Below are 17,913 nucleotides of genomic sequence, written 5' to 3' on the forward strand. Positions count from 1 at the left end.
AGGTCCCCGTGCACCAGTCGCGACCCCACACCCCCCTCCCCGCCCGCCGGCGGCCCACGCTGGCGGCGGCGGTCGCCGCCGCCCTCGGCGCCACCCTGCTCGCCGGCGGCACCGCCTCGGCGGCGACCGCGCCGACCACGACGGCGCCCACCGCTTCCCTGCCGGGCGACGCCCCGCTCTCGCAGCTGGCCACCGAGCGCCCGGCGACGCTGCCGGAGGCGGAACGCCTCTTCGCGGAGCGCTACCCGGCGCTCTACCGCGACCAGGTGCCGTCGTGGGCGCCGTGCACCGCCGAGGCGGTGGGTTCCGCGCAGGTCGCCGGGCTGCTGGAGTGCGCGGAGGTGCTCGTGCCGCGCGACCACCGCGACCCGGCCGCCGGTGAGCCGCTGCGCATCGCGATCAGCCGGCTGCCGCAGCAGGGCGAGCGCCCCGCCCGCACGGTGGTCACCAACCCCGGCGGCCCGGGCGGTGCGGGCCTGTCACTGGCGAGCCTGGGCCTGCAGCCCGCCCTGGCGGGCACCGAGGTGATCGGCCTGGACGTGCGCGGCACGGGCGCCAGCTCGCCGCTGACGTGCGGCGCGGACCTCGTGGCCGCCGCGGCCGGCACGCCGGACCCGCGCGACCGCTCCCCCGAGGCGCTGGCGGCGACGGCGGCCGCGATGCGCGCCGCCGCGCAGGCGTGCGCCGACGACCCGCTGGTCGACGTGGTGAACACCGAGCAGACGATCGCGGACGTCGACCTGGTCCGGCACGCGCTGGACCGCGAGACGATCGACTGGGTCGGCTACTCCGGCGGCACCTGGCTGGGCGCGCAGTACGCCACCTACTTCCCGGCCCGCGTGGGCCGCTTCGTGCTGGACTCCAGCGTGGAGGCGACCGCCGCGTTCCAGGAGGTCTTCAGCGAGAACCAGCCCCCGGCGTTCCAGCGCCGCTTCGAGGCCGACTTCGCGACCTGGGCGGCGAGCTACGACTGGCTGTTCGGCCTGGGGCCGACCGCGGGCGCGGTGGAGGGCACCTACGAGCGGGTGCGCGCGGAGCTGGCCGCCCGCCCCCTGCAGCTGGACGGGGTCGTGCTCGTGGACGGCGCCGTGGTCGACGTGCTGGTCGCGCAGGCGATGTACTCCAAGACGGCCTTCGAGCAGCTCGCCTGGATCCTGCGCGGCCTGGACGTGGTGACGGGCCTGCGCGCCGCGGCGGGGTCGGACGCGGCGGCCGGCGGGGCCGTGGACGCCGCCGCCGCGGACCTGGCCCGGCGCGTGGAGGCGCTGCTGCCGGACCGGCTCGCCGAGGAGCGTCCCAGCGCGGCGGAGACGATGAACGCCACCTTCTTCGCCACCACCTGCAACGACACCGCGTGGTCGCGCGGGGAGGAGTTCTGGAACGACCTGGGGCGGATCCAGGGCTCGCAGTACCCGCTGCGCGGCTGGTGGGTCACCCAGCAGCCGTGCGGGTACTGGGACCGCGCCCCGCTGAGCCTGCCGCGCCCGGACGGGCGCGACCTGCCGCCGCTGCTGATCGTGCAGTCGCGCCACGACCCGGCGACCTCCTACGAGGGGGCCGTCGAGACGCACGAGGCGCTGGGCTCGTCGATCATGGTCACCGTGGAGGACGAGGGCGACCACGCGCTGTACGCCTCGGCGGGCAACCCGTGCGTGGACGCGGTCGTCGACGAGTTCCTCACCACGGGCGTCGCGCCCGAGCAGGACGTGACGTGCGCGGGCACGGGTGTGCCCGCACCGGGCTCGCAGCTGCTCAGCTCGGTGCAGCAGCTGGTCCGCGACGCGGTCACCCCGTGAGCTGAGGGGGCGGCGGGGTGAGGCGGGGCCCGGCGTGGGCGAGGATGGCGCGGTGAGCACCACCGCGCACCCCGCCCCGCCGAGCCCCGCGACGGGCACCGCGCTCCGGGCCGGTCCCGGCCTGCCCGGCGACGGCGAGGGTGACGCCGAGCGCCGCAGCGGGCTGCGCCGGATGCGGCTGGTGGCCACGAGCCTGCTGGTCGTGGCCGCGGTCGTCTACGCGCTCACGCTGGGCCGCGACGGCGCCTGGGGGTTCGTCAACGCCGCCGCGGAGGCCGCGATGGTCGGCGCGGTGGCGGACTGGTTCGCCGTCACGGCGCTGTTCCGGCACCCGCTGCGGCTGCCGATCCCGCACACGGCGCTCATCCCCCGGCGCAAGGAGGCCCTGGGCAAGAGCCTGGAGCAGTTCGTCGCGGAGAACTTCCTGGCCGAGGACGTGGTGCGCGACAAGGTCGTGCGCGCGGGGGTGCCGGCCCGGGTGGGCGCCTGGCTGCACGGCCGCGGCGGTGCGGCCCGCGTCGTCGACGAGGCGGCCACGGTGCTGACGGGCGCGCTGGGGATCCTGCGCGACGAGGAGGTCACCGGTGTCCTGGACCAGGTGGTGGTGCGCCGCCTGGCCGCGGAGCCGTGGAGCCCGGTGCTGGGCCGGCTGCTGGCCGAGGTGGTGCGCGACGGCACCCACCGCCCGGTGGTGGACCTCACCCTCGCCGAGGCGCAGCGCTGGCTGCGGGCCAACGAGCACACGGTGCGCCGCCTGGTGGAGGAGCGGGCGCCGCTGTGGGCGCCGGACTGGCTCAACGAGCGCCTGGGCAAGCGGGTCCACACCGAGGCGCAGCGGTGGGTCGACGACGTCACCGCCGACCGCGAGCACCCCGGCCGCAAGGCCATCGACGACCTGCTGGCCCGCTACGCCGACGCCCTGCAGAACGATGCGGACACCCGCGCGAAGGCCGACGAGTTCCAGCGGCGCCTGCTGACCTCCCCCGGTCTGGCCGACACCCTGGCCGGGCTGTGGACCAGCGTGCGCGGCTACCTCAACGACGCCCTGGCCGACCCGTCGTCCTCGCTGCGCACCCGCAGCGAGGAGGCGCTGGTGGACCTGGGCCACCGCCTGGTGGACGACGCCGCGTTCGCCGCGCGCGTCGAGCGGCACCTCACCGACGCCGCCGGGCACGTGGTGCGCCGCTTCGCCCCGGAGCTGGCCACGGTCATCTCCGACACGGTGGCCCGCTGGGACGGTGACGACGCCGCGAACCGCATCGAGCTGTTCGTCGGGCGCGACCTGCAGTTCATCCGCATCAACGGCACGGTCGTGGGTGCGCTGGTGGGCCTGCTCATCCACGCGGTGACGGTGCTGGTGAGCTGAGCGGGCGCACGGCCGCACCACCCAGCACGGGCGGCGGCGTGGGGTCCTGGGGCCGCGGCCGGGCGGCGCCGAGGACCCGGTCGGCGTAGGCGGCGGCGGGCAGCGGCCGCGAGAACAGGTAGCCCTGCCCCTGCTGCACGCCCAGTTCGAGGAGGCGGGCCCGCTGCTGCGGGGTCTCGACGCCTTCGGCCAGGACCCGCAGGCCCAGCGCCGCGGCCATGGCCTGCACCCCGGCCACCAGCTGGTCGTCCCCCTCGCCCACCCCCACCACCACCGAGCGGTCCACCTTGATCACCTGCACCGGGAAGCGACGCAGGTAGTCCAGGGCGGTGTACCCGGTGCCGTAGTCGTCCAGGTGGACCTCGACCCCGGCGGCGTGCAGGTCGCTGAGCGTGCGGGCGGCGGGGCTGTCCGGGGGCAGCTGCTCGTGCTCGGTGATCTCCAGGTGCAGCAGGCGCGCCGGCACGTCGGCGGCGGCCAGCAGGGCCAGGACGCGGTCGGCCAGGTCAGGGTCGTCGAGGCTGGTGCGGGTCAGGTTCACGGCCACCGGCAGGGCGCGCCGGCCCTGGTCGCGCCAGCGGGCCAGCTGCTGCACCACCCCCTCCAGCACGGCGGTGTCCAGCTCGGCGTCCAGGTCGTTGGTGCGGACCAGCGCGAGGAAGTCGGCGGGGGCCAGCAGACCGTGCTCCGGGTGGAACCAGCGCACCAGCGCCTCGGCGCCGGTGGCCCGGCCCGAGGCCAGGTCCACGAGGGGCTGGTAGTGCACCTCCAGGTGCCCCACCCCCGCGGCGCGCCCGGACAGCAGCCGGCGCAGCTGACCGCTGAGCGTGTATCGCCGGGCGACCTCCTCGCGCATGGCCGGGTGGTACGGCACCGCCCTGGAGCCGCCGCCGGACTTCGCGGCGTACATCGCCACGTCGGCGCGGGTGAGCAGCTCGGCCAGCGGGACCGGCCCGGGGACCTCCTCGTGGGCGATGCCGATGCTGGCCCCGGCCCGCAGCCGCAGGTCCTGCACCGCGACGGGGGCCGCGAGCGCGCGCAGGAGGTGGTCGGCGACGGCGGTGGCGCACGCGGTGGGCACCAGCACGGTGAACTCGTCACCGCCCAGGCGCGCGACGGTGCCGCCGGTGCCGGCGACCTCGCGGGTGACCGCCACCAGCCGGTCGCGCACCTGCAGCAGCAGCGCGTCGCCCACGTCGTGGCCGTGCGTGTCGTTGACCTGCTTGAAGTCGTCCAGGTCCAGCAGCAGCAGGCTGCGACCCCCCGCCGGGGCCCGCTCGCCGTGGGCCCGGGCCAGCCCGCGCCGGTTGGCCAGGTCGGTCAGGGGGTCGTGCTCGGCCATGTGCTCGCTGGCGCGCAGGGCCGCCCGGGCGCGCAGCAGGCACAGCGCGGCGACCAGGGCGCCGGTGACCGGCACCGTCCACCCGGGCAGGCCCGGGACGCTGCAGGTGCGCGCCACCCACCACAGCGCGGCCGGCACCGCCACCAGCGGCAGCAGGCCCAGCAGGGCCGTCGAGGGAGGGCGCCGGCGGGCGAAGGTCTCCGCGGTGAACGCCGCCGTCATCGACGGGTGCAGCGCGGCGAGCCCGAAGAGGGTCAGGGAGAGCACCCCCAGGCTCTGCAGCGACTCGGCGGGCAGCGCCAGGCGCCGGCCGCGCAGGGCGCACGAGAGGTCGTAGACGATGGTGAGCACCCCGGCGGCGAGCAGCAGCCAGGAGCTGACCGGCAGGGCGCGGCGCGAGACGGTGAAGCGCAGCAGCACGCCCAGCAGGGCCACGTCGACGCTGGCGACCACGGCAGCGGCCAGCGCGGCGCCGGGTACGGCCTCACGACCGCTCAGCACCACGGCCAGGGCCTGGGCGCCGGCCAGGGCCAGGACCGTGGCGACGACGAGGAGGTCGAGGCGCCCGCCCGGGGAGGGCTCGCGGTCCCCGGGCCGGCGGCGCGCCACGTGCACCACGATCCCGGCCGCGACGGCCTGCCCCACCCAGACGGCGGCGTCCGCCGCCGCGGTGACGTGCCCGTGGGCCTGCACGAGCAGGGCCCCGCTGCCCCACAGCGCGAGGATCACCGCCACCAGCCACCACGCGGCCCCGCGCGGGCGGTGCAGCACCACGCCCACCACGACCAGGAGCACCGAGCCGGCCGAGGTGGCCACCACGGCCGCGGAGCGCCAGGCCGGGACGAGGAGCGCGGTCCCGGCGACGAGGAGGACGCCCGCGAGCAGCACCCACGTCAGCCGGGCGCTGCGGGCGGCGCGGTGCGAGGTCACGTGTGCCCCTCGGCCGCCGCGGGGGCGGGCTTGACCCCGGGTACCCCGTCCGGGTGAGCCCGGGCGCGGCGGGGCCGGGCGGGTTACGGTTCCGGGGTGAGCCAGGAGCAGGGCGGAAGCACGGGATACGTGAACCCGAAGGGGTCCTTCGAGCGCGACCAGAACTACCTCACCACCCGCGTCACCGCCGACGGCCGCGACGGCTACCCCGTCGAGCCGGGGCGCTACCGCCTGGTGGTGGCGCGGGCGTGCCCGTGGGCGAACCGGGCGACGATCGTGCGCCGGCTGCTGGGCCTGGAGCCGGTGATCTCGCAGGGCATCTGCGGGCCCACGCACGACGAGCGCAGCTGGACCTTCGACCTGGACCCCGGCGGGAAGGACCCGGTGCTGGGCATCGAGCGGCTGCAGGAGGCGTACTTCGCGCGCGTGCCGGACTACCCGCGCGGCATCACGGTCCCGGCGCTCGTGGAGGTCGCCACGGGGCAGGTCGTCACGAACGACTTCGCGCAGATGACCCTCGACTTCTCCACCGAGTGGCGCGAGCACCACCGCCCCGGCGCCCCGGACCTCTACCCCGAGCACCTGCGCGCCGAGATCGACGAGGTGAACGACGGCGTCTTCCGCGACGTCAACAACGGCGTCTACCGGGCCGGTTTCGCGGGCACGCAGGGCGCGTACGAGCGGGCGTACGACCGGCTGTTCGCGCGGCTGGACGAGCTGTCGGAGCGGCTGTCGCGGCAGCGCTTCCTCGTGGGCGACACCATCACCGAGGCGGACGTGCGGCTGTTCACGACGCTGGCCCGCTTCGACGCCGTCTACCACGGGCACTTCAAGTGCAACCGGAGCAAGCTCACCGAGATGCCGGTGCTGTGGGCGTACTTCCGCGACCTGTTCCAGACGCCGGGGTTCGGCGACACCACCGACCTGGTGCACATCAAGGCGCACTACTACGAGGTGCACCGCGACATCAACCCCACCGGGGTGGTGCCGAAGGGCCCGGACACCTCGAACTGGTGGGAGCCGCACCACCGCGAGGAGCTGGGCGGTCGCCCGTTCGGCGACGGCACCCCGCCGCCCCCGCCGCTGCCGGAGGAGACCGTCCCGGCCGACCACCCGCCGCAGCGCCAGGCGTGAACCGCCGCCCCCCGCCGGCTGAGACCCGGTACCCGGGCCCGGCTCAGCGGGCGACCATGCCCGCCGAGAGGTCGATGTCCGCACCGCACAGGCCGGGCACGCACAGCACGGCGACGGTGGCCGCGGCCACCTCCTCCTCCGTCACCATGCGCCGCAGCGCGGCGCGGGAGACGAACTCCGCCTCGGCCTGCGCCGGCGTCGTCCCCGTGCGCTCCGCCTCCCGGGTGAAGTTGCGCTCCATGCGCGGTCCTGCGACGGGGCCCGGGGAGACGGAGTTCACCATGACGCCCAGCGGGCCCACCTCGTGCGCCAGCGTGGTCGTCAAGCCGAGCACCGCCATCTTCGACGCGGTGTACGGCGTGCGCCCCGGCAGCGGGCGCTTGCCGCTGACGGAGGCGATGTTCACCACGTCCCCGGTTCCGCGTTGGAGCATCGGCGGCAGGAACGCCCGGCACACCAGGTAGGTGCCGCGCACGTTGACGGCGAACACCTCGTCCCACTCGTCCGGCCGGACGTCGGTGAGGTCGGCGACCGGGCCGGCGATGCCGGCGTTGTTGATCAGGATGGAGATCCGCTCGTCGGCCAGTCCGGCGGCGAGGGCGTCCACCGAGGCGGGGTCGGAGACGTCGCAGGTCGCCACCCGCGCCGCCGGCCCGATCGCGGCGGCGGTCTCCCGCAGGGGGCCGGGGATGCGCCCGACCAGGACGACGCGCGCGCCGTGCCCGGCCAGGGCGAGCGCGATGGCCCGCCCCAGCCCGTTGCCGGCTCCGGTGACCAGGGCGGTGCGGCCGCCGACGACCTCGTCCGGTGCCCTCACGAAGCCCTCACCACGCGCTCGTCGGGCAGGGTCGTCACGTCGATCTCCTCCAGGTCCAGGTGGCGCCGGTCGGGGGCGAAGGAGATCGCGACCATCGCCACCAGCGTGGAGGCGACGGCGAACAGGACGACCGCCCACAGGCTGCCGCCGGTCCACAGCACCAGTGCAGCGGCCAGGGCGGGAGCGAAGCTGGCCAGCAGGATCGAGGCCATCTGGTAGCCGATGGAGATGCCGGAGTAGCGCACGGCCGTGGGGAACATCTCGCAGTACAGCGCCGGCAGGGGGGCGTAGACCATGGCGTGCCCGAGCGCCATGAAGATGACGACGCCGAGGGTGATCGCCCACAGCTGCCCCGTCTGCACGAGCGCGAACACCGGCCAGGTGGTGACCACGATGATCCCCGCGCCGATGAGGAACGTCCTGGGCCGCCCGATGCGGTCCGACAGCGCACCGAAGACGGGGATGAGCGCGATGTTCGCGGCCGCGCCGGCCATCGAGGCGATCAGGCCGTAGCTGCGCGGTGCACCCAGGTTCGTCGTGACGTAGGAGAGGATGAAGGTGGTGAACAGGTAGTAGTTCCCCGCCTCGGCGAACCGGCCGAAGATCGCGATGAGCAGCGGGCGCTTGTGCTCGCGGAGCAGCACGACGGCGGGCGCCTTGCGCTGCTCCATCTCCGCGTCCATCTTCGCCTTCTCCGCCAGGAACGCCGGGCTCTCGGTGGCGCGCAGGCGGATCACCAGGCCGACGGCGGCGAGGACGATCGCCAGCAGGAACGGCAGGCGCCAGCCCCACGTCTCGAAGGCGTCACCGGAGATCCACGCCGACAGCGAGACCGCTGCGGTGCCCAGCAGCAGCCCGGCGGAGACGCCGATCTGCGGCCAGGAACCGAAGTAGCCGCGGCGGCGGCGGGGTGCGTTCTCGACCGCGATGATGGCGGCCCCGCCCCACTCACCGCCGACGGCGAAGCCCTGCGCCAGGCGCAGCACGCACAGCAGCAGCGGCGCGGCGACCCCGATCTGCGCGTAGGTCGGCATCAGGCCGATCGCGGCGGTCGCGACGGTCATCACCGAGAACGTGAGGATCAGCGTCGACTTGCGCCCGATGCGGTCGCCGAGGTGGCCGGCGACGACGGCGCCCAGCGGCCGGGCCAGGAAACCCACACCGAAGGAGGCGAGGGACACGATCTGCCCCACACCGTCGGAGAGGTTGGGGAAGAACAGCGAGCCGAACACCAGCGCGGCCGCTGTTCCGTAGATCGTGTACTCGTACCACTCGACGATGGCGCCGATGGTCCCCGACTGCAGGGACCGGCGACGCAACTGCTGAGAGGTGGGTGAGGTCTGCTCCATCGCGGGATCTCCGTCGATCGGTGGCGGGAGGGGGTGGCGTCAGGCGGAGGCGCCCTGGAAGTGGTCGCTCCAGGACAGGGGTGCACCGGCGTACTTGGCGGCGCGCACGTCGCCGGAACGGGCGTGGCCCTCGAACAGCTCCACGCGCGCGGCCCGCCCGCACAGGGTTCCCAGCCGGGCCGAGGCGTCCTGGTCGCGCACCTCCTGGTAGGTCACGGTGCGCAGGTACTTGCCGACCCACAGCCCGCCGGTGTAGCGGGCGGCGCCGCGGGTGGGCAGGACGTGGTTGGTGCCGATCACCTTGTCCCCGTAGGAGACGCAGGTGCCCTCACCGAGGAACAGGGCGCCGTAGGCGTTCATCTTCTCCAGCGCCAGACGGGGTTCCGCGGTGAGGACCTGGACGTGCTCGAACGCGAACCCGTCGGCGATGCGGTACGCCTCGTCGAGGTCGTCGGCGACGACGACCTGGCCGTGCTCGCGCCAGGCGGGCCCGGCGATGTCACCGGTGGGCATGCCGGGCAGGATCTGCTCGACGTGCTCCAGCACCCGGCGGCCGAGCTCCTCGCTGGTGGTGACGAGGACGGCAGGGGAGTCGGGGCCGTGCTCGGCCTGGGAGAGCAGGTCGACGGCGACGACGAACGGGTCGGCGGTCTCGTCGGCGACGACGAGGATCTCGGTGGGGCCGGCGAACAGGTCGATGCCGACCTCGCCGAACAGCTGCCGCTTGGCCTCGGCGACGTAGGCGTTGCCCGGGCCGGCCAGCATGTCCACCCGCGCCACGCTCTCGGTGCCCACGGCCATGGCGGCCACGGCCTGCACGCCGCCCAGGACGTGGATCTCGTCGGCGCCGGCCAGGTGCATGGCGGCGATCGTCGCGGCGGGGACCTCGCCGCGGATCGGCGGCGTGCACGCCACCACGCGCGGCACGCCTGCCACCTTGGCCGTCACGATCGTCATGTGCGCGGAGGCGGTGAGGGGGTAGCGGCCGCCGGGGACGTAGGCGCCCACGGCCGCGACGGGCAGGTGCCGGTGGCCCAGGAACACCCCGGGCTCGGTCTCGACCTCGATCTCGGTCATGGACGCCAGCTGCGCCTCGGCGAAGCGGCGCACGTTGGCCTGCACGGTCGTGATGTCGTCGATGACCTGCTGCGGCAGGGTCGCCACGATCTCGCGCACCCGCTCGGCGTCCAGGCGGAAGGAGGCCGGCTCCCAGCGGTCGAAGCGGGCGGACAGCTCGCGCACCGCCGCGTCTCCGCGGGTGCGCACGTCGTCGACGATCCCGCGCACGGTCCGCGCGATCGTGTCGTCGCCGGCGAACGACGTCGAGGTGGAGGTGGCGGTCTTCAGGGTGTGGGACATCTCAGCTCCGTGTGCGCGACGTCGGTGTCTCGGTCGTGGTGCTCGTGGTTCGCCGCGGTCGTCGTGGACCGCGGGAGGCCACCGCACGGGACGACTGCGGTGGGGATGGCGTTGGATACGTATCCAACAACGGTGCGACCGTAGGTGCCGGGCACTGGGCCCGTCAACCCCTCACTGACCCGCCGTCAGCCCGCGCCCGTTCCCCGCGGTGCGGCCGCCGGGGCCGCCGCAGGCCGCGGTCGTGCTGCGCCGCACCAGGTCCACCGGCAGGACCTCGTGCCGCAGCGGCGCGTCGGGCTCCTCCAGCCGCTCCAGCAGCAACCGGGCGGCCACCTCGGCGATGCGGGCCAGCGGCTGGCGCACCGTCGTCAGCGCGATCCGCTCCCAGGAGGAGGTGGGCACGTCGTCGCAGCCGACGACGCTGAGCTCGCCGGGCACGTCGACGCCCTGCGCGGTGGCGGCGTTCAGCGCCGCGTGCGCCATCACGTCGTTGTGGCAGAACAGCGCGCTCGGGCGCCGGGGGCCGGCCAGCAGCTCACGCACCGCCGCGTAGCTGGTGGCGTAGTCGTAGCCGCCCTGCACGGCGACCAGGTCCGCCTCCGGTGCGCGCTCGGCCAGCCGCGCCCGGAAGCCCGCCGCGCGCTGCTCGGCGGTGCTGGCCTGCGCGGTGCCGCAGAGCATGCCCAGGCGGCGGTGGCCCAGGTCCAGCAGGTGGTCGGCGGCCAGCCTGGCCGCACCGGCGTTGTCCGCCTCGACCTGGTCGCCGGGGAAGCCCTCGATGGTCCGGTGGCACAGCACGACCGGGATCCCGTGCTCGCTCACCCGCCACGCCAGCGGGTCGTCGCGCACGGCGGAGGTGAACACCACGCCGTCGACCCGCTCGCGGCGCAGCACCCCCAGGCTCTCCTGCGCCGTGGCCACGTCGCTGACCAGCAGCAGCCGCAGGCCCTGCTCGTGCAGCACGTGCTCCACCGCGCGCACCATGATCGGGTAGAAGGGGTTGGTCAGGTCCCGGATGACGACCCCGACCAGCCCCGTGCGGGCGGCGACCAGCGACCGGGCGGCCAGGTTCGGCTGGTAGTCGTGCCTGGCCAGGACCTCGAGCACCCGCCGCCGCGTGTCGGGAGCGACGCTGCCGCCGTTGAGCACCCGCGAGACCGTCGACTGCGCGACTCCCGCCTCCCGGGCGATCTGGACGCTGGAGACGGACGTTCGCCGGGCCATCGGTTGCGCTCCCTGGGGACGTGGGAGCGCCCACGATAGGCGCCCGCGGCGCCGGTTCAGGCCTGGTCGAACACGACGAGCTGGCGCACGGCCCGCCCGTCCGCGAGCGTGTCCATCGCCTCGTTGACCTCCTCCAGCGCGACGGTGGAGGAGATCAGCCGCTCGACCGGCAGCCGGCCCTGCCGCCACAGCCGCACGTACGCGGGGACGTCCCGCGAGGGCACCGCCGACCCCAGGTAGCTGCCCACGACGGTGCGCGCCTCCGCCGTCAGGCCCAGCGGCGCGATCTGCGCGCGGGCGTCCGGGGAGGGCAGCCCGACCGTGACGGTGGTGCCGCCGGGCGCCGTCAGCTGGACCGCCGTCTCGAACGCGCGCGCGTTCCCCGCGGCCTCGACGACCACCGGGGCCTTCACCCGCTCCTGCAGCGCCTCCTGCGGGGTCAGCGCCAGGGACGCGCCGATCGCGCGGGCCGCGGCGAGCTTGTCCGGCACCGTGTCGACGCCGATGACCCGCCCCCTGCCCAGCGAGGCAGCGGTCATGACGGCGGCCATGCCCACACCGCCGAGGCCGACCACGACCACGTCGTCGCCGTCCCGGGGCCGGCCGGCGTTGAGCACCGCCCCGCCACCGGTGAGCACCGCGCACCCGAGCAGCGCGGCGACCGCCGGCGGGACGTCCGCGTCGACCGGCACGATCGAGCGCCGGTCCACCACCGCGTGCGTGGCGAACCCGGAGACCCCCAGGTGGTGCTTCACGGGCCGACCACCGCGCCGCAGCCGCAGGCCCCCGCCCAGCAGTTCACCGGCGGCGTTGGACGCGGTCCCCGGCTCGCAGGGCAGCTTGCCGTCGGTGCGGCAGCCCGGGCACCGCCCGCAGCGGGGCAGGAAGGTCATGACGACCCGCTGGCCGACGGCCACGTCGTCGACCCCGGCGCCGACCTCCTGGACGGTCCCCGCGGCCTCGTGCCCCAGCAGCATCGGCACCGGGCGCACCCGGGTGCCGTCCACGACGGACAGGTCCGAGTGGCAGACCCCGGCCGCCTCGACGCGGACGAGGACCTCCCCCGCGCCGGGCGGGTCCAGCTCGAGGTCGCAGACGGTCAGCGGACGCGACCGCGCGAACGGGCGCGGGCGCCCGACCTCCTCCAGGACCGCACCGCGGATCCTCGTCGACCGGCCCACCGCTGCTCCCCCTCCCGCTCCCCGCGTCACGCGGGCGTCGTCGCCGAGATCGTCGCCGACCCCAGCACCCGGCTGCCCGCGTAGAACGCCACCGTCTGCCCCGGCGCCACCCCCGTCAGCGGCGCGCGCAGCGCGACGAGCACCTCCTCGCCGGCCACCTCCGCCACGGCCGGCACCGCCTCGCCGTGCGCGCGCACCTGCACGTGCACCTCCACCGGCCCGACGGGTTCCGGCGCGCTCCACACCGCCTCCACCGCCCGCAGCTCCCCCACCGCGAGGCGCTCGGCGGGCCCGACGGTGACGGTGCGGCGCACCGGCTCGATGGACAGCACGTAGCGGGGCCGGCCGTCGGCCGCCGGGCGGGTCAGGCCCAGGCCCTTGCGCTGTCCCACGGTGAACCCGTACGTGCCGGTGTGGGTGCCCAGCACGGCGCCGTCCTCGTCGACGACCTCACCGGGCTCCTCCCCCAGCTTCTCGGCCAGGAAGCCGCGGGTGTCGCCGTCGGGGATGAAGCAGATGTCGTGGCTGTCGGGCTTGCGCGCCACGGGCAGGCCGCGCCGCTCGGCCTCGGCGCGCACCCGCTCCTTGGTGGGGGCGTCGCCCAGGGGGAACATCGCGTGCGCCACCTGGTCGGCGTCCAGGACGGCCAGCACGTACGACTGGTCCTTGGCCGCGTCCGCGGCGCGGTGCAGCTCGGCGCCGTGCGGGCCGGGCAGCACGCGCGCGTAGTGGCCGGTGCAGACGGCGTCGAAGCCGAGGGCGATCCCCTTGTCCAGCAGGGCGGCGAACTTGATGCGCTCGTTGCAGCGCACGCAGGGGTTGGGGGTGCGCCCGGCCGCGTACTCGGCGACGAAGTCCTCCACCACCTCCTCCAGGAAGGACTCGGACAGGTCCCACACGTAGAAGGGGATGCCCAGCAGGTCCGCCGCGCGGCGCGCGTCGAGGGCGTCCTCGATCGTGCAGCAGCCGCGCGAGCCGGTGCGCAGCGTGCCGGGGGCGCGGTTGAGGGCCATGTGCACGCCGACGACGTCGTGGCCGGCGTCCACGGCGCGCGCGGCGGCCACCGCGGAGTCCACGCCGCCGCTCATGGCGGCCAGCACCCGCATCAGGACGCCTCCGCCACGGCGCCGGCGGGGCGGCGCCGGCGCGCCCGGGAGGTGCGCGCCGAGCCGGACGCGCGGCGGGCGCGCTCGACGGCCGGCCCGATCGCGGCGAGCGCGGCGTCGACGTCGGCGTCGGTGGAGCTCCACCCCAGGGAGAAGCGCAGCGCCCCGGCGGCCTCGGCCTCGTCCAGGCCCATCGCGAGCAGGACGTGGCTGGGGCGCGGCACGCCCGCCTGGCAGGCGGAGCCGGTGGAGCACTCCACCCCGGCGGCGTCGAGCAGGTACAGCAGCGAGTCGCCCTCGCAGCCGGCGACGGTCACGTGCGCGTTGCCCGGCAGGCGGTGCCCGGCGTCCAGGACGGGGTCGCCGCGCAGCACCAGGCCCGGCACGGCCTCGCGCAGGCCCGCCACGAGGCGGTCGCGCAGCGCCGCGGTGCGCGCCGGCTCGGCCGGGTCGGCGAGCGCGGCGGACAGGGCGGCGGCGGTGGCGCGCGCGGCGGGGGCGTCGAGCGTGCCCGAGCGCGCGCCGAGCTCCTGCCCGCCGCCGTGCTGCAGCGGCACGAGCGGGGTGCCGCGGCGCAGCAGGAGGGCGCCGGCGCCGACGGGGCCGCCGAACTTGTGCGCCGACAGCGACAGGGCGTCCGCGCCGCTGGCGGCGAAGTCCACGGGCAGGTGCCCGACGGCCTGCACCGCGTCGGTGTGCAGCGGCACCCCGGCGGCGTGGGCGAGCTCGGCGGCGGCCGCGACCGGCTGCACGGTGCCGACCTCGTTGTTCGCCCACATCAGCGACACGAGCGCGACCTCGCCGGCGCCGGCGTCCAGCTCGGCGCGCAGGGCGTCCAGGTCGGCGCGGCCCGCGGCGTCCACGGGCAGCAGCCGCACGTCGGCGCCCTCGTGCTCGGCGAGCCAGGCGGCGCAGTCCAGCACCGCGTGGTGCTCGGCGGCGCCGACGAGCACCCGGCGGCGGCGCGGGTCGGCGTCGCGGCGCGCCCAGTACAGGCCCTTCACCGCCAGGTTGTCCGCCTCGGTGCCGCCGGAGGTCCACACCACCTCGCCGGGGCGGGCACCCACCGCGGCGGCCAGCGCCTCGCGGGACTCCTCCACGGCGGCGCGCGCCCGGCGGCCGCTGGAGTGCAGGGAGGACGGGTTGCCGGCCAGGGCGGCCGCGGCGGCGTAGGCCTCCAGGGCCTCGGGCCTCAGGGGGGTCGTCGAGGCGTGGTCGAGGTACGCCGTCACCCGGCCAGTGTAGGAGCGCGCCGACCGCCCGCCGCTCCTCCACCCGGCGAGCGCCGCCCGCCTCGGGCAGACTGCGCCGGTGCCTGTTCCGACCACGCGCCGCGACGGACCGACCGCTCCCCGTGTCCCCCGGAGGACCGCCCCGCACCCCCTGGGCGTCACGCTGCGCCCCGAGGGCGGTGGCGCCGACGTCGCCGTCCTGGCCGCCCACGCCGACGCCGTGGAGGTGTGCGTGGTCGGCGACGACGGCCGCGAGGCGCGCACCGCCCTGCCGGACGTGGAGCTGGGCGTGTGGCACGGGCACGTGCCGGGCCTGCGGGAGGGCTCGCGGTACGGGCTGCGGGTGCACGGGCGCTGGGACCCGGAGCGGGGGCTGCGGCACAACCCCGCCAAGCTGCTGCTGGACCCGTACGCGCGGGGGGTGGAGGGCGAGGTGGACCTCGTCCCGGAGGTCTTCGGGCACGCCGTCGGCGCGGACCTGCGCGGCGACCTGGCGGTGCCGGACGGGCGCGACAGCGCGCCGCACGTCCCGCTGGGCGTGGCGCTGGGGCCGATGCCCGAGGAGCTGCGGGTGCGCCCGGGTGAGCAGCCGCGCACCCCGTGGTCGCGCACCGTCGTCTACGAGGCCCACGTGAAGGGCCTGACGAAGCGCCACCCGGACGTGCCCGAGGAGCTGCGCGGCACCTACGCCGCCCTGGCGCACCCGGCGGTGCTGGAGCACCTGACGTCCCTGGGCGTGACCGCGCTGGAGCTGCTGCCGGTGCACGCGAGCACCTCGGAGGTGCACCTGCGCCGGCGCGGCCTGGTCAACCACTGGGGCTACAACACCCTCGCCTTCAACGCCCCGCACCCGGGGTACGCGACGGCCGCGGCGCGCGCCGCCGGCGCCGCGGCGGTGCGCGAGGAGTTCCGGCGGGCGGTGGCCGCGCTGCACGACGCGGGGATCGAGGTGCTGCTGGACGTCGTCTACAACCACACGTGCGAGGAGGGGCCGGACGGCCCGCACCTGTCGCTGCGCGGGCTGGACGAGGCGACGTACTACCTGCGCGACGCCGGTGGGCGCCCCCTCGACGTCACGGGCTGCGGGAACTCCCTCGACTTCGGCGAGCGCCGCGTCGTGCAGTTCGCGCTGGACTCCCTGCGGCACTGGGTGAGCGAGTACGGCATCGACGGTTTCCGCTACGACCTGATGACGACGCTGGCGCGCGGCCGGGAGGGCTTCACCCCCGACCACCCGCTGCTGGTGGCGCTGACGAGCGACCCGGTGCTGGCCGGGGTCAAGCACGTCGCCGAGCCGTGGGACGTCGGGCCCTTCGGCTGGCGCACCGGCCAGTACCCGCCGCCGGTGCACGAGTGGAACGACCGGTTCCGCGACGGGGTGCGCCGGTTCTGGCTCACCGACGCCCGGGAGGTGGCGCTGGGGCACGGGGTTCCGGACGCGGCCGGACGCGGGCTGCGGGAGTTCGCCACGCGCTTCGCCGGGTCCGCGGACACGTTCGACGTCACCCGGGGCCGGCTGACGAGCGTGAACTTCGTGACCGCGCACGACGGGTTCACGCTGGCCGACCTGGTCTCGTACGACCGCAAGCACAACGAGGCCAACGGCGAGGGCAACCGCGACGGCAGCGACTCGGACACCAGCTGGAACCACGGGGTGGAGGGGCCCACCGACGACCCGTCGGTGCTGGCGGCGCGCCGGCGCAGCACCCGCAACCTGCTGGCGACGCTGCTGCTGTCCTCCGGCGTGCCGATGATCACCGCGGGCGACGAGCTGGGTCGTTCGCAGGGCGGCAACAACAACGCGTACTGCCAGGACAACGAGATCTCCTGGGTGGACTGGGACCTGGCCGGCTGGCAGCGCGACCTGCTGGCCGACACCCGCGAGCTGGTGGCGCTGCGCTCGCGCTACCCGGTGCTGGCGGAGGCCGGGGTGCGGCGCGGGCACCCGGTGCGCGAGCAGCGCGAGGACCTGCTGTGGTTCGCCGAGGACGGCGCGGGGATGACGGTGGACCACTGGCACGACGCGGGCCGGCGCATCCTGCAGGTGCTGGTCGACGGCCGCGACCGGGGCCTGGCGTCCGTGCTCGTCGTGGTGAACGCCGGCGAGCGCCAGCGCGACGTGGTGCTGCCGAGCGTGGAGGGCCTGGCGCGGTTCCACCCGCGCTGGAGCAGCACCCCGGACCGGCGGCGGCGGGCCGCGGCGGCGGGCGAGCCGCTGCGGGTGCCGGCCTGGTCGGTGCGCGTGCTGGCGACCGCCTGAGCGGGCGGGCGCGGGTGGGCGCCGGCGCCGCGGTGGTGCTGCTGCCGGGCGTGGGCTGCCGCGCGGTGGAGTTCGCCGCGCAGCGGGCGGCGCTGGCCGCCGCGGGCCGGCGCGCGGTGCCGCTGGACCTGCCCGGTCACGGCGCGGAGCCGCCGGTGCCGGGCACGGCGACGCTGGAGGCGGTGGCGGAGCGGGTCGGCGACCGGGTGGCGGCGCTCGCGGGACCGGGCGCGGTGGACCTGGTGGGCCACTCCACGGGCGGTGTGGTGGGCCTGCTGCTGGCGGTGCGCCGACCGGGGCTGCTGCGCCGGCTGGTGCTGGTGGACTCCAACGTGCCGGTGGACGGCGCGGCGGTGGACGCGAAGCGGGCCCGCGCGGCGGCCGTGCGCGCGGCCGGCTGGCACGAGGTGCTGGTGGCGTCGATGCGCGCGGCGTGGGGCGAGCGCCTGCCCGGGCCGCGCGAGGAGGTCGTGGCGCGGATCGCGGCCACGCCGGAGGCGGCGGTGCGGCCGCTGTGGGCGGACGTGCTGGAGCTGGACCCGCGGCCGGTGCTGCGGGCGGCGCGGGTGCCGCTGCTGCACGTGCGCAGCACCCGCGACGTGGACGCCGCCGCGTTGCGGGCGCTGAACCCGCGCGCCCGCTCGGCGGACCTGCGGGCGCTGGGGGCCGGGCACTGGCCGCACCTGGTCGAACCGGGCGCGGTGAGCGCGCTGCTCCTGGAGTTCCTCGGTGACGGCGGTGGTGGTGAGGACGGCGGCGGCGAGGACGGCGGCGGGCCGGGGGGGGGGGGGGGGCCCCCCCCCCCCCCCCCCCCCCC

General features: G+C 76.3%; 13 protein-coding genes. 5 read left to right on the forward strand and 8 right to left on the reverse strand.

All coding sequences use genetic code 11. The features are described 5' to 3' along the window. Nucleotides 1-8: 8 nt before the first annotated feature. Together V9U69_RS10060 and V9U69_RS10065 are read left to right on the forward strand one after the other, a co-directional pair. Nucleotides 9-1,796: an alpha/beta hydrolase gene (locus tag V9U69_RS10060; protein WP_337061599.1), complete on the forward strand. Its 1,788-nt coding sequence runs from the start codon at nucleotides 9-11 to the stop codon at nucleotides 1,794-1,796. A gap of 52 nt (nucleotides 1,797-1,848) precedes the next feature. Further along, complete coding sequence (locus tag V9U69_RS10065) at nucleotides 1,849-3,162, forward strand: DUF445 domain-containing protein (RefSeq protein ID WP_337061600.1); 1,314 nt, start codon at nucleotides 1,849-1,851, stop codon at nucleotides 3,160-3,162. Here the strand turns inward: V9U69_RS10065 and V9U69_RS10070 are convergent. After that, a complete protein-coding gene (locus V9U69_RS10070) occupies nucleotides 3,131-5,434 on the reverse strand; it encodes a putative bifunctional diguanylate cyclase/phosphodiesterase (protein ID WP_337061601.1) in 2,304 nt (767 codons plus the stop codon). The genes V9U69_RS10065 and V9U69_RS10070 overlap by 32 nt on opposite strands. Nucleotides 5,435-5,530: 96 nt before the next feature. Here V9U69_RS10070 and V9U69_RS10075 point away from each other — a divergent pair, with 96 nt between their 5' ends. Continuing rightward, nucleotides 5,531-6,568, forward strand: coding sequence for a glutathione S-transferase family protein (locus tag V9U69_RS10075; protein WP_337061603.1), 1,038 nt, complete (start codon nucleotides 5,531-5,533; stop codon nucleotides 6,566-6,568). 43 nt (nucleotides 6,569-6,611) lie between these two features. Here V9U69_RS10075 and V9U69_RS10080 read toward each other — a convergent pair whose 3' ends face one another. The 7 genes from V9U69_RS10080 to V9U69_RS10110 form a co-directional block, all read right to left on the reverse strand. Then, on the reverse strand, nucleotides 6,612-7,385 hold the full coding sequence (locus tag V9U69_RS10080) for an SDR family NAD(P)-dependent oxidoreductase (protein ID WP_337061605.1): 774 nt from the start codon (nucleotides 7,383-7,385) through the stop codon (nucleotides 6,612-6,614). Next, nucleotides 7,382-8,734, reverse strand: a complete 1,353-nt coding sequence (locus V9U69_RS10085) for an MFS transporter (RefSeq protein WP_337061606.1) — start codon at nucleotides 8,732-8,734, stop codon at nucleotides 7,382-7,384. Before V9U69_RS10085 ends, V9U69_RS10080 begins: the two co-directional genes overlap by 4 nt. Before the next feature lie 39 nt (nucleotides 8,735-8,773). Continuing rightward, a complete protein-coding gene (gene hisD, locus V9U69_RS10090; protein ID WP_337061607.1) occupies nucleotides 8,774-10,093 on the reverse strand; it encodes a histidinol dehydrogenase in 1,320 nt (439 codons plus the stop codon). Nucleotides 10,094-10,264: 171 nt separating this feature from the next. Continuing rightward, nucleotides 10,265-11,317, reverse strand: a complete 1,053-nt coding sequence (locus V9U69_RS10095; protein WP_337061608.1) for a LacI family DNA-binding transcriptional regulator — start codon at nucleotides 11,315-11,317, stop codon at nucleotides 10,265-10,267. A gap of 56 nt (nucleotides 11,318-11,373) precedes the next feature. After that, nucleotides 11,374-12,498 carry an alcohol dehydrogenase catalytic domain-containing protein gene (locus V9U69_RS10100; RefSeq protein ID WP_337061610.1) on the reverse strand — a complete coding sequence of 375 codons (1,125 nt, stop codon included), beginning with the start codon at nucleotides 12,496-12,498 and terminating at the stop codon, nucleotides 11,374-11,376. 26 nt (nucleotides 12,499-12,524) lie between these two features. After that, on the reverse strand, nucleotides 12,525-13,604 hold the full coding sequence (mnmA, locus tag V9U69_RS10105) for a tRNA 2-thiouridine(34) synthase MnmA (RefSeq protein WP_337061611.1): 1,080 nt from the start codon (nucleotides 13,602-13,604) through the stop codon (nucleotides 12,525-12,527). After that, complete coding sequence (locus V9U69_RS10110; protein ID WP_337061612.1) at nucleotides 13,604-14,836, reverse strand: cysteine desulfurase family protein; 1,233 nt, start codon at nucleotides 14,834-14,836, stop codon at nucleotides 13,604-13,606. The genes mnmA and V9U69_RS10110 overlap by 1 nt, the downstream gene beginning before the upstream one ends. Before the next feature lie 79 nt (nucleotides 14,837-14,915). On the opposite strand from V9U69_RS10110, the gene glgX reads away from it, so the two are divergent. Both glgX and V9U69_RS10120 read left to right on the forward strand, forming a co-directional pair. Then, nucleotides 14,916-17,096: a glycogen debranching protein GlgX gene (glgX, locus tag V9U69_RS10115; protein ID WP_337061613.1), complete on the forward strand. Its 2,181-nt coding sequence runs from the start codon at nucleotides 14,916-14,918 to the stop codon at nucleotides 17,094-17,096. Between the two features lie 14 nt (nucleotides 17,097-17,110). Continuing rightward, on the forward strand, nucleotides 17,111-17,913 hold an 803-nt coding region (locus tag V9U69_RS10120; RefSeq protein WP_337061615.1), incomplete at its 3' end, for an alpha/beta fold hydrolase.

Source organism: Kineococcus sp. G2, assembly GCF_037154035.1.
Taxonomy (GTDB): Bacteria; Actinomycetota; Actinomycetes; order Actinomycetales; family Kineococcaceae; genus Kineococcus.

Bases quoted from the DNA above. Each gene is read 5' to 3' on its own strand.
- V9U69_RS10085 (WP_337061606.1), bottom strand. From the start codon at position 8,734: ATGGAGCAGACCTCACCCACCTCTCAGCAGTTGCGTCGCCGGTCCCTG.
- hisD (WP_337061607.1), bottom strand. From the start codon at position 10,093: ATGTCCCACACCCTGAAGACCGCCACCTCCACCTCGACGTCGTTCGCC.
- V9U69_RS10095 (WP_337061608.1), bottom strand. From the start codon at position 11,317: ATGGCCCGGCGAACGTCCGTCTCCAGCGTCCAGATCGCCCGGGAGGCG.
- mnmA (WP_337061611.1), bottom strand. From the start codon at position 13,604: ATGCGGGTGCTGGCCGCCATGAGCGGCGGCGTGGACTCCGCGGTGGCC.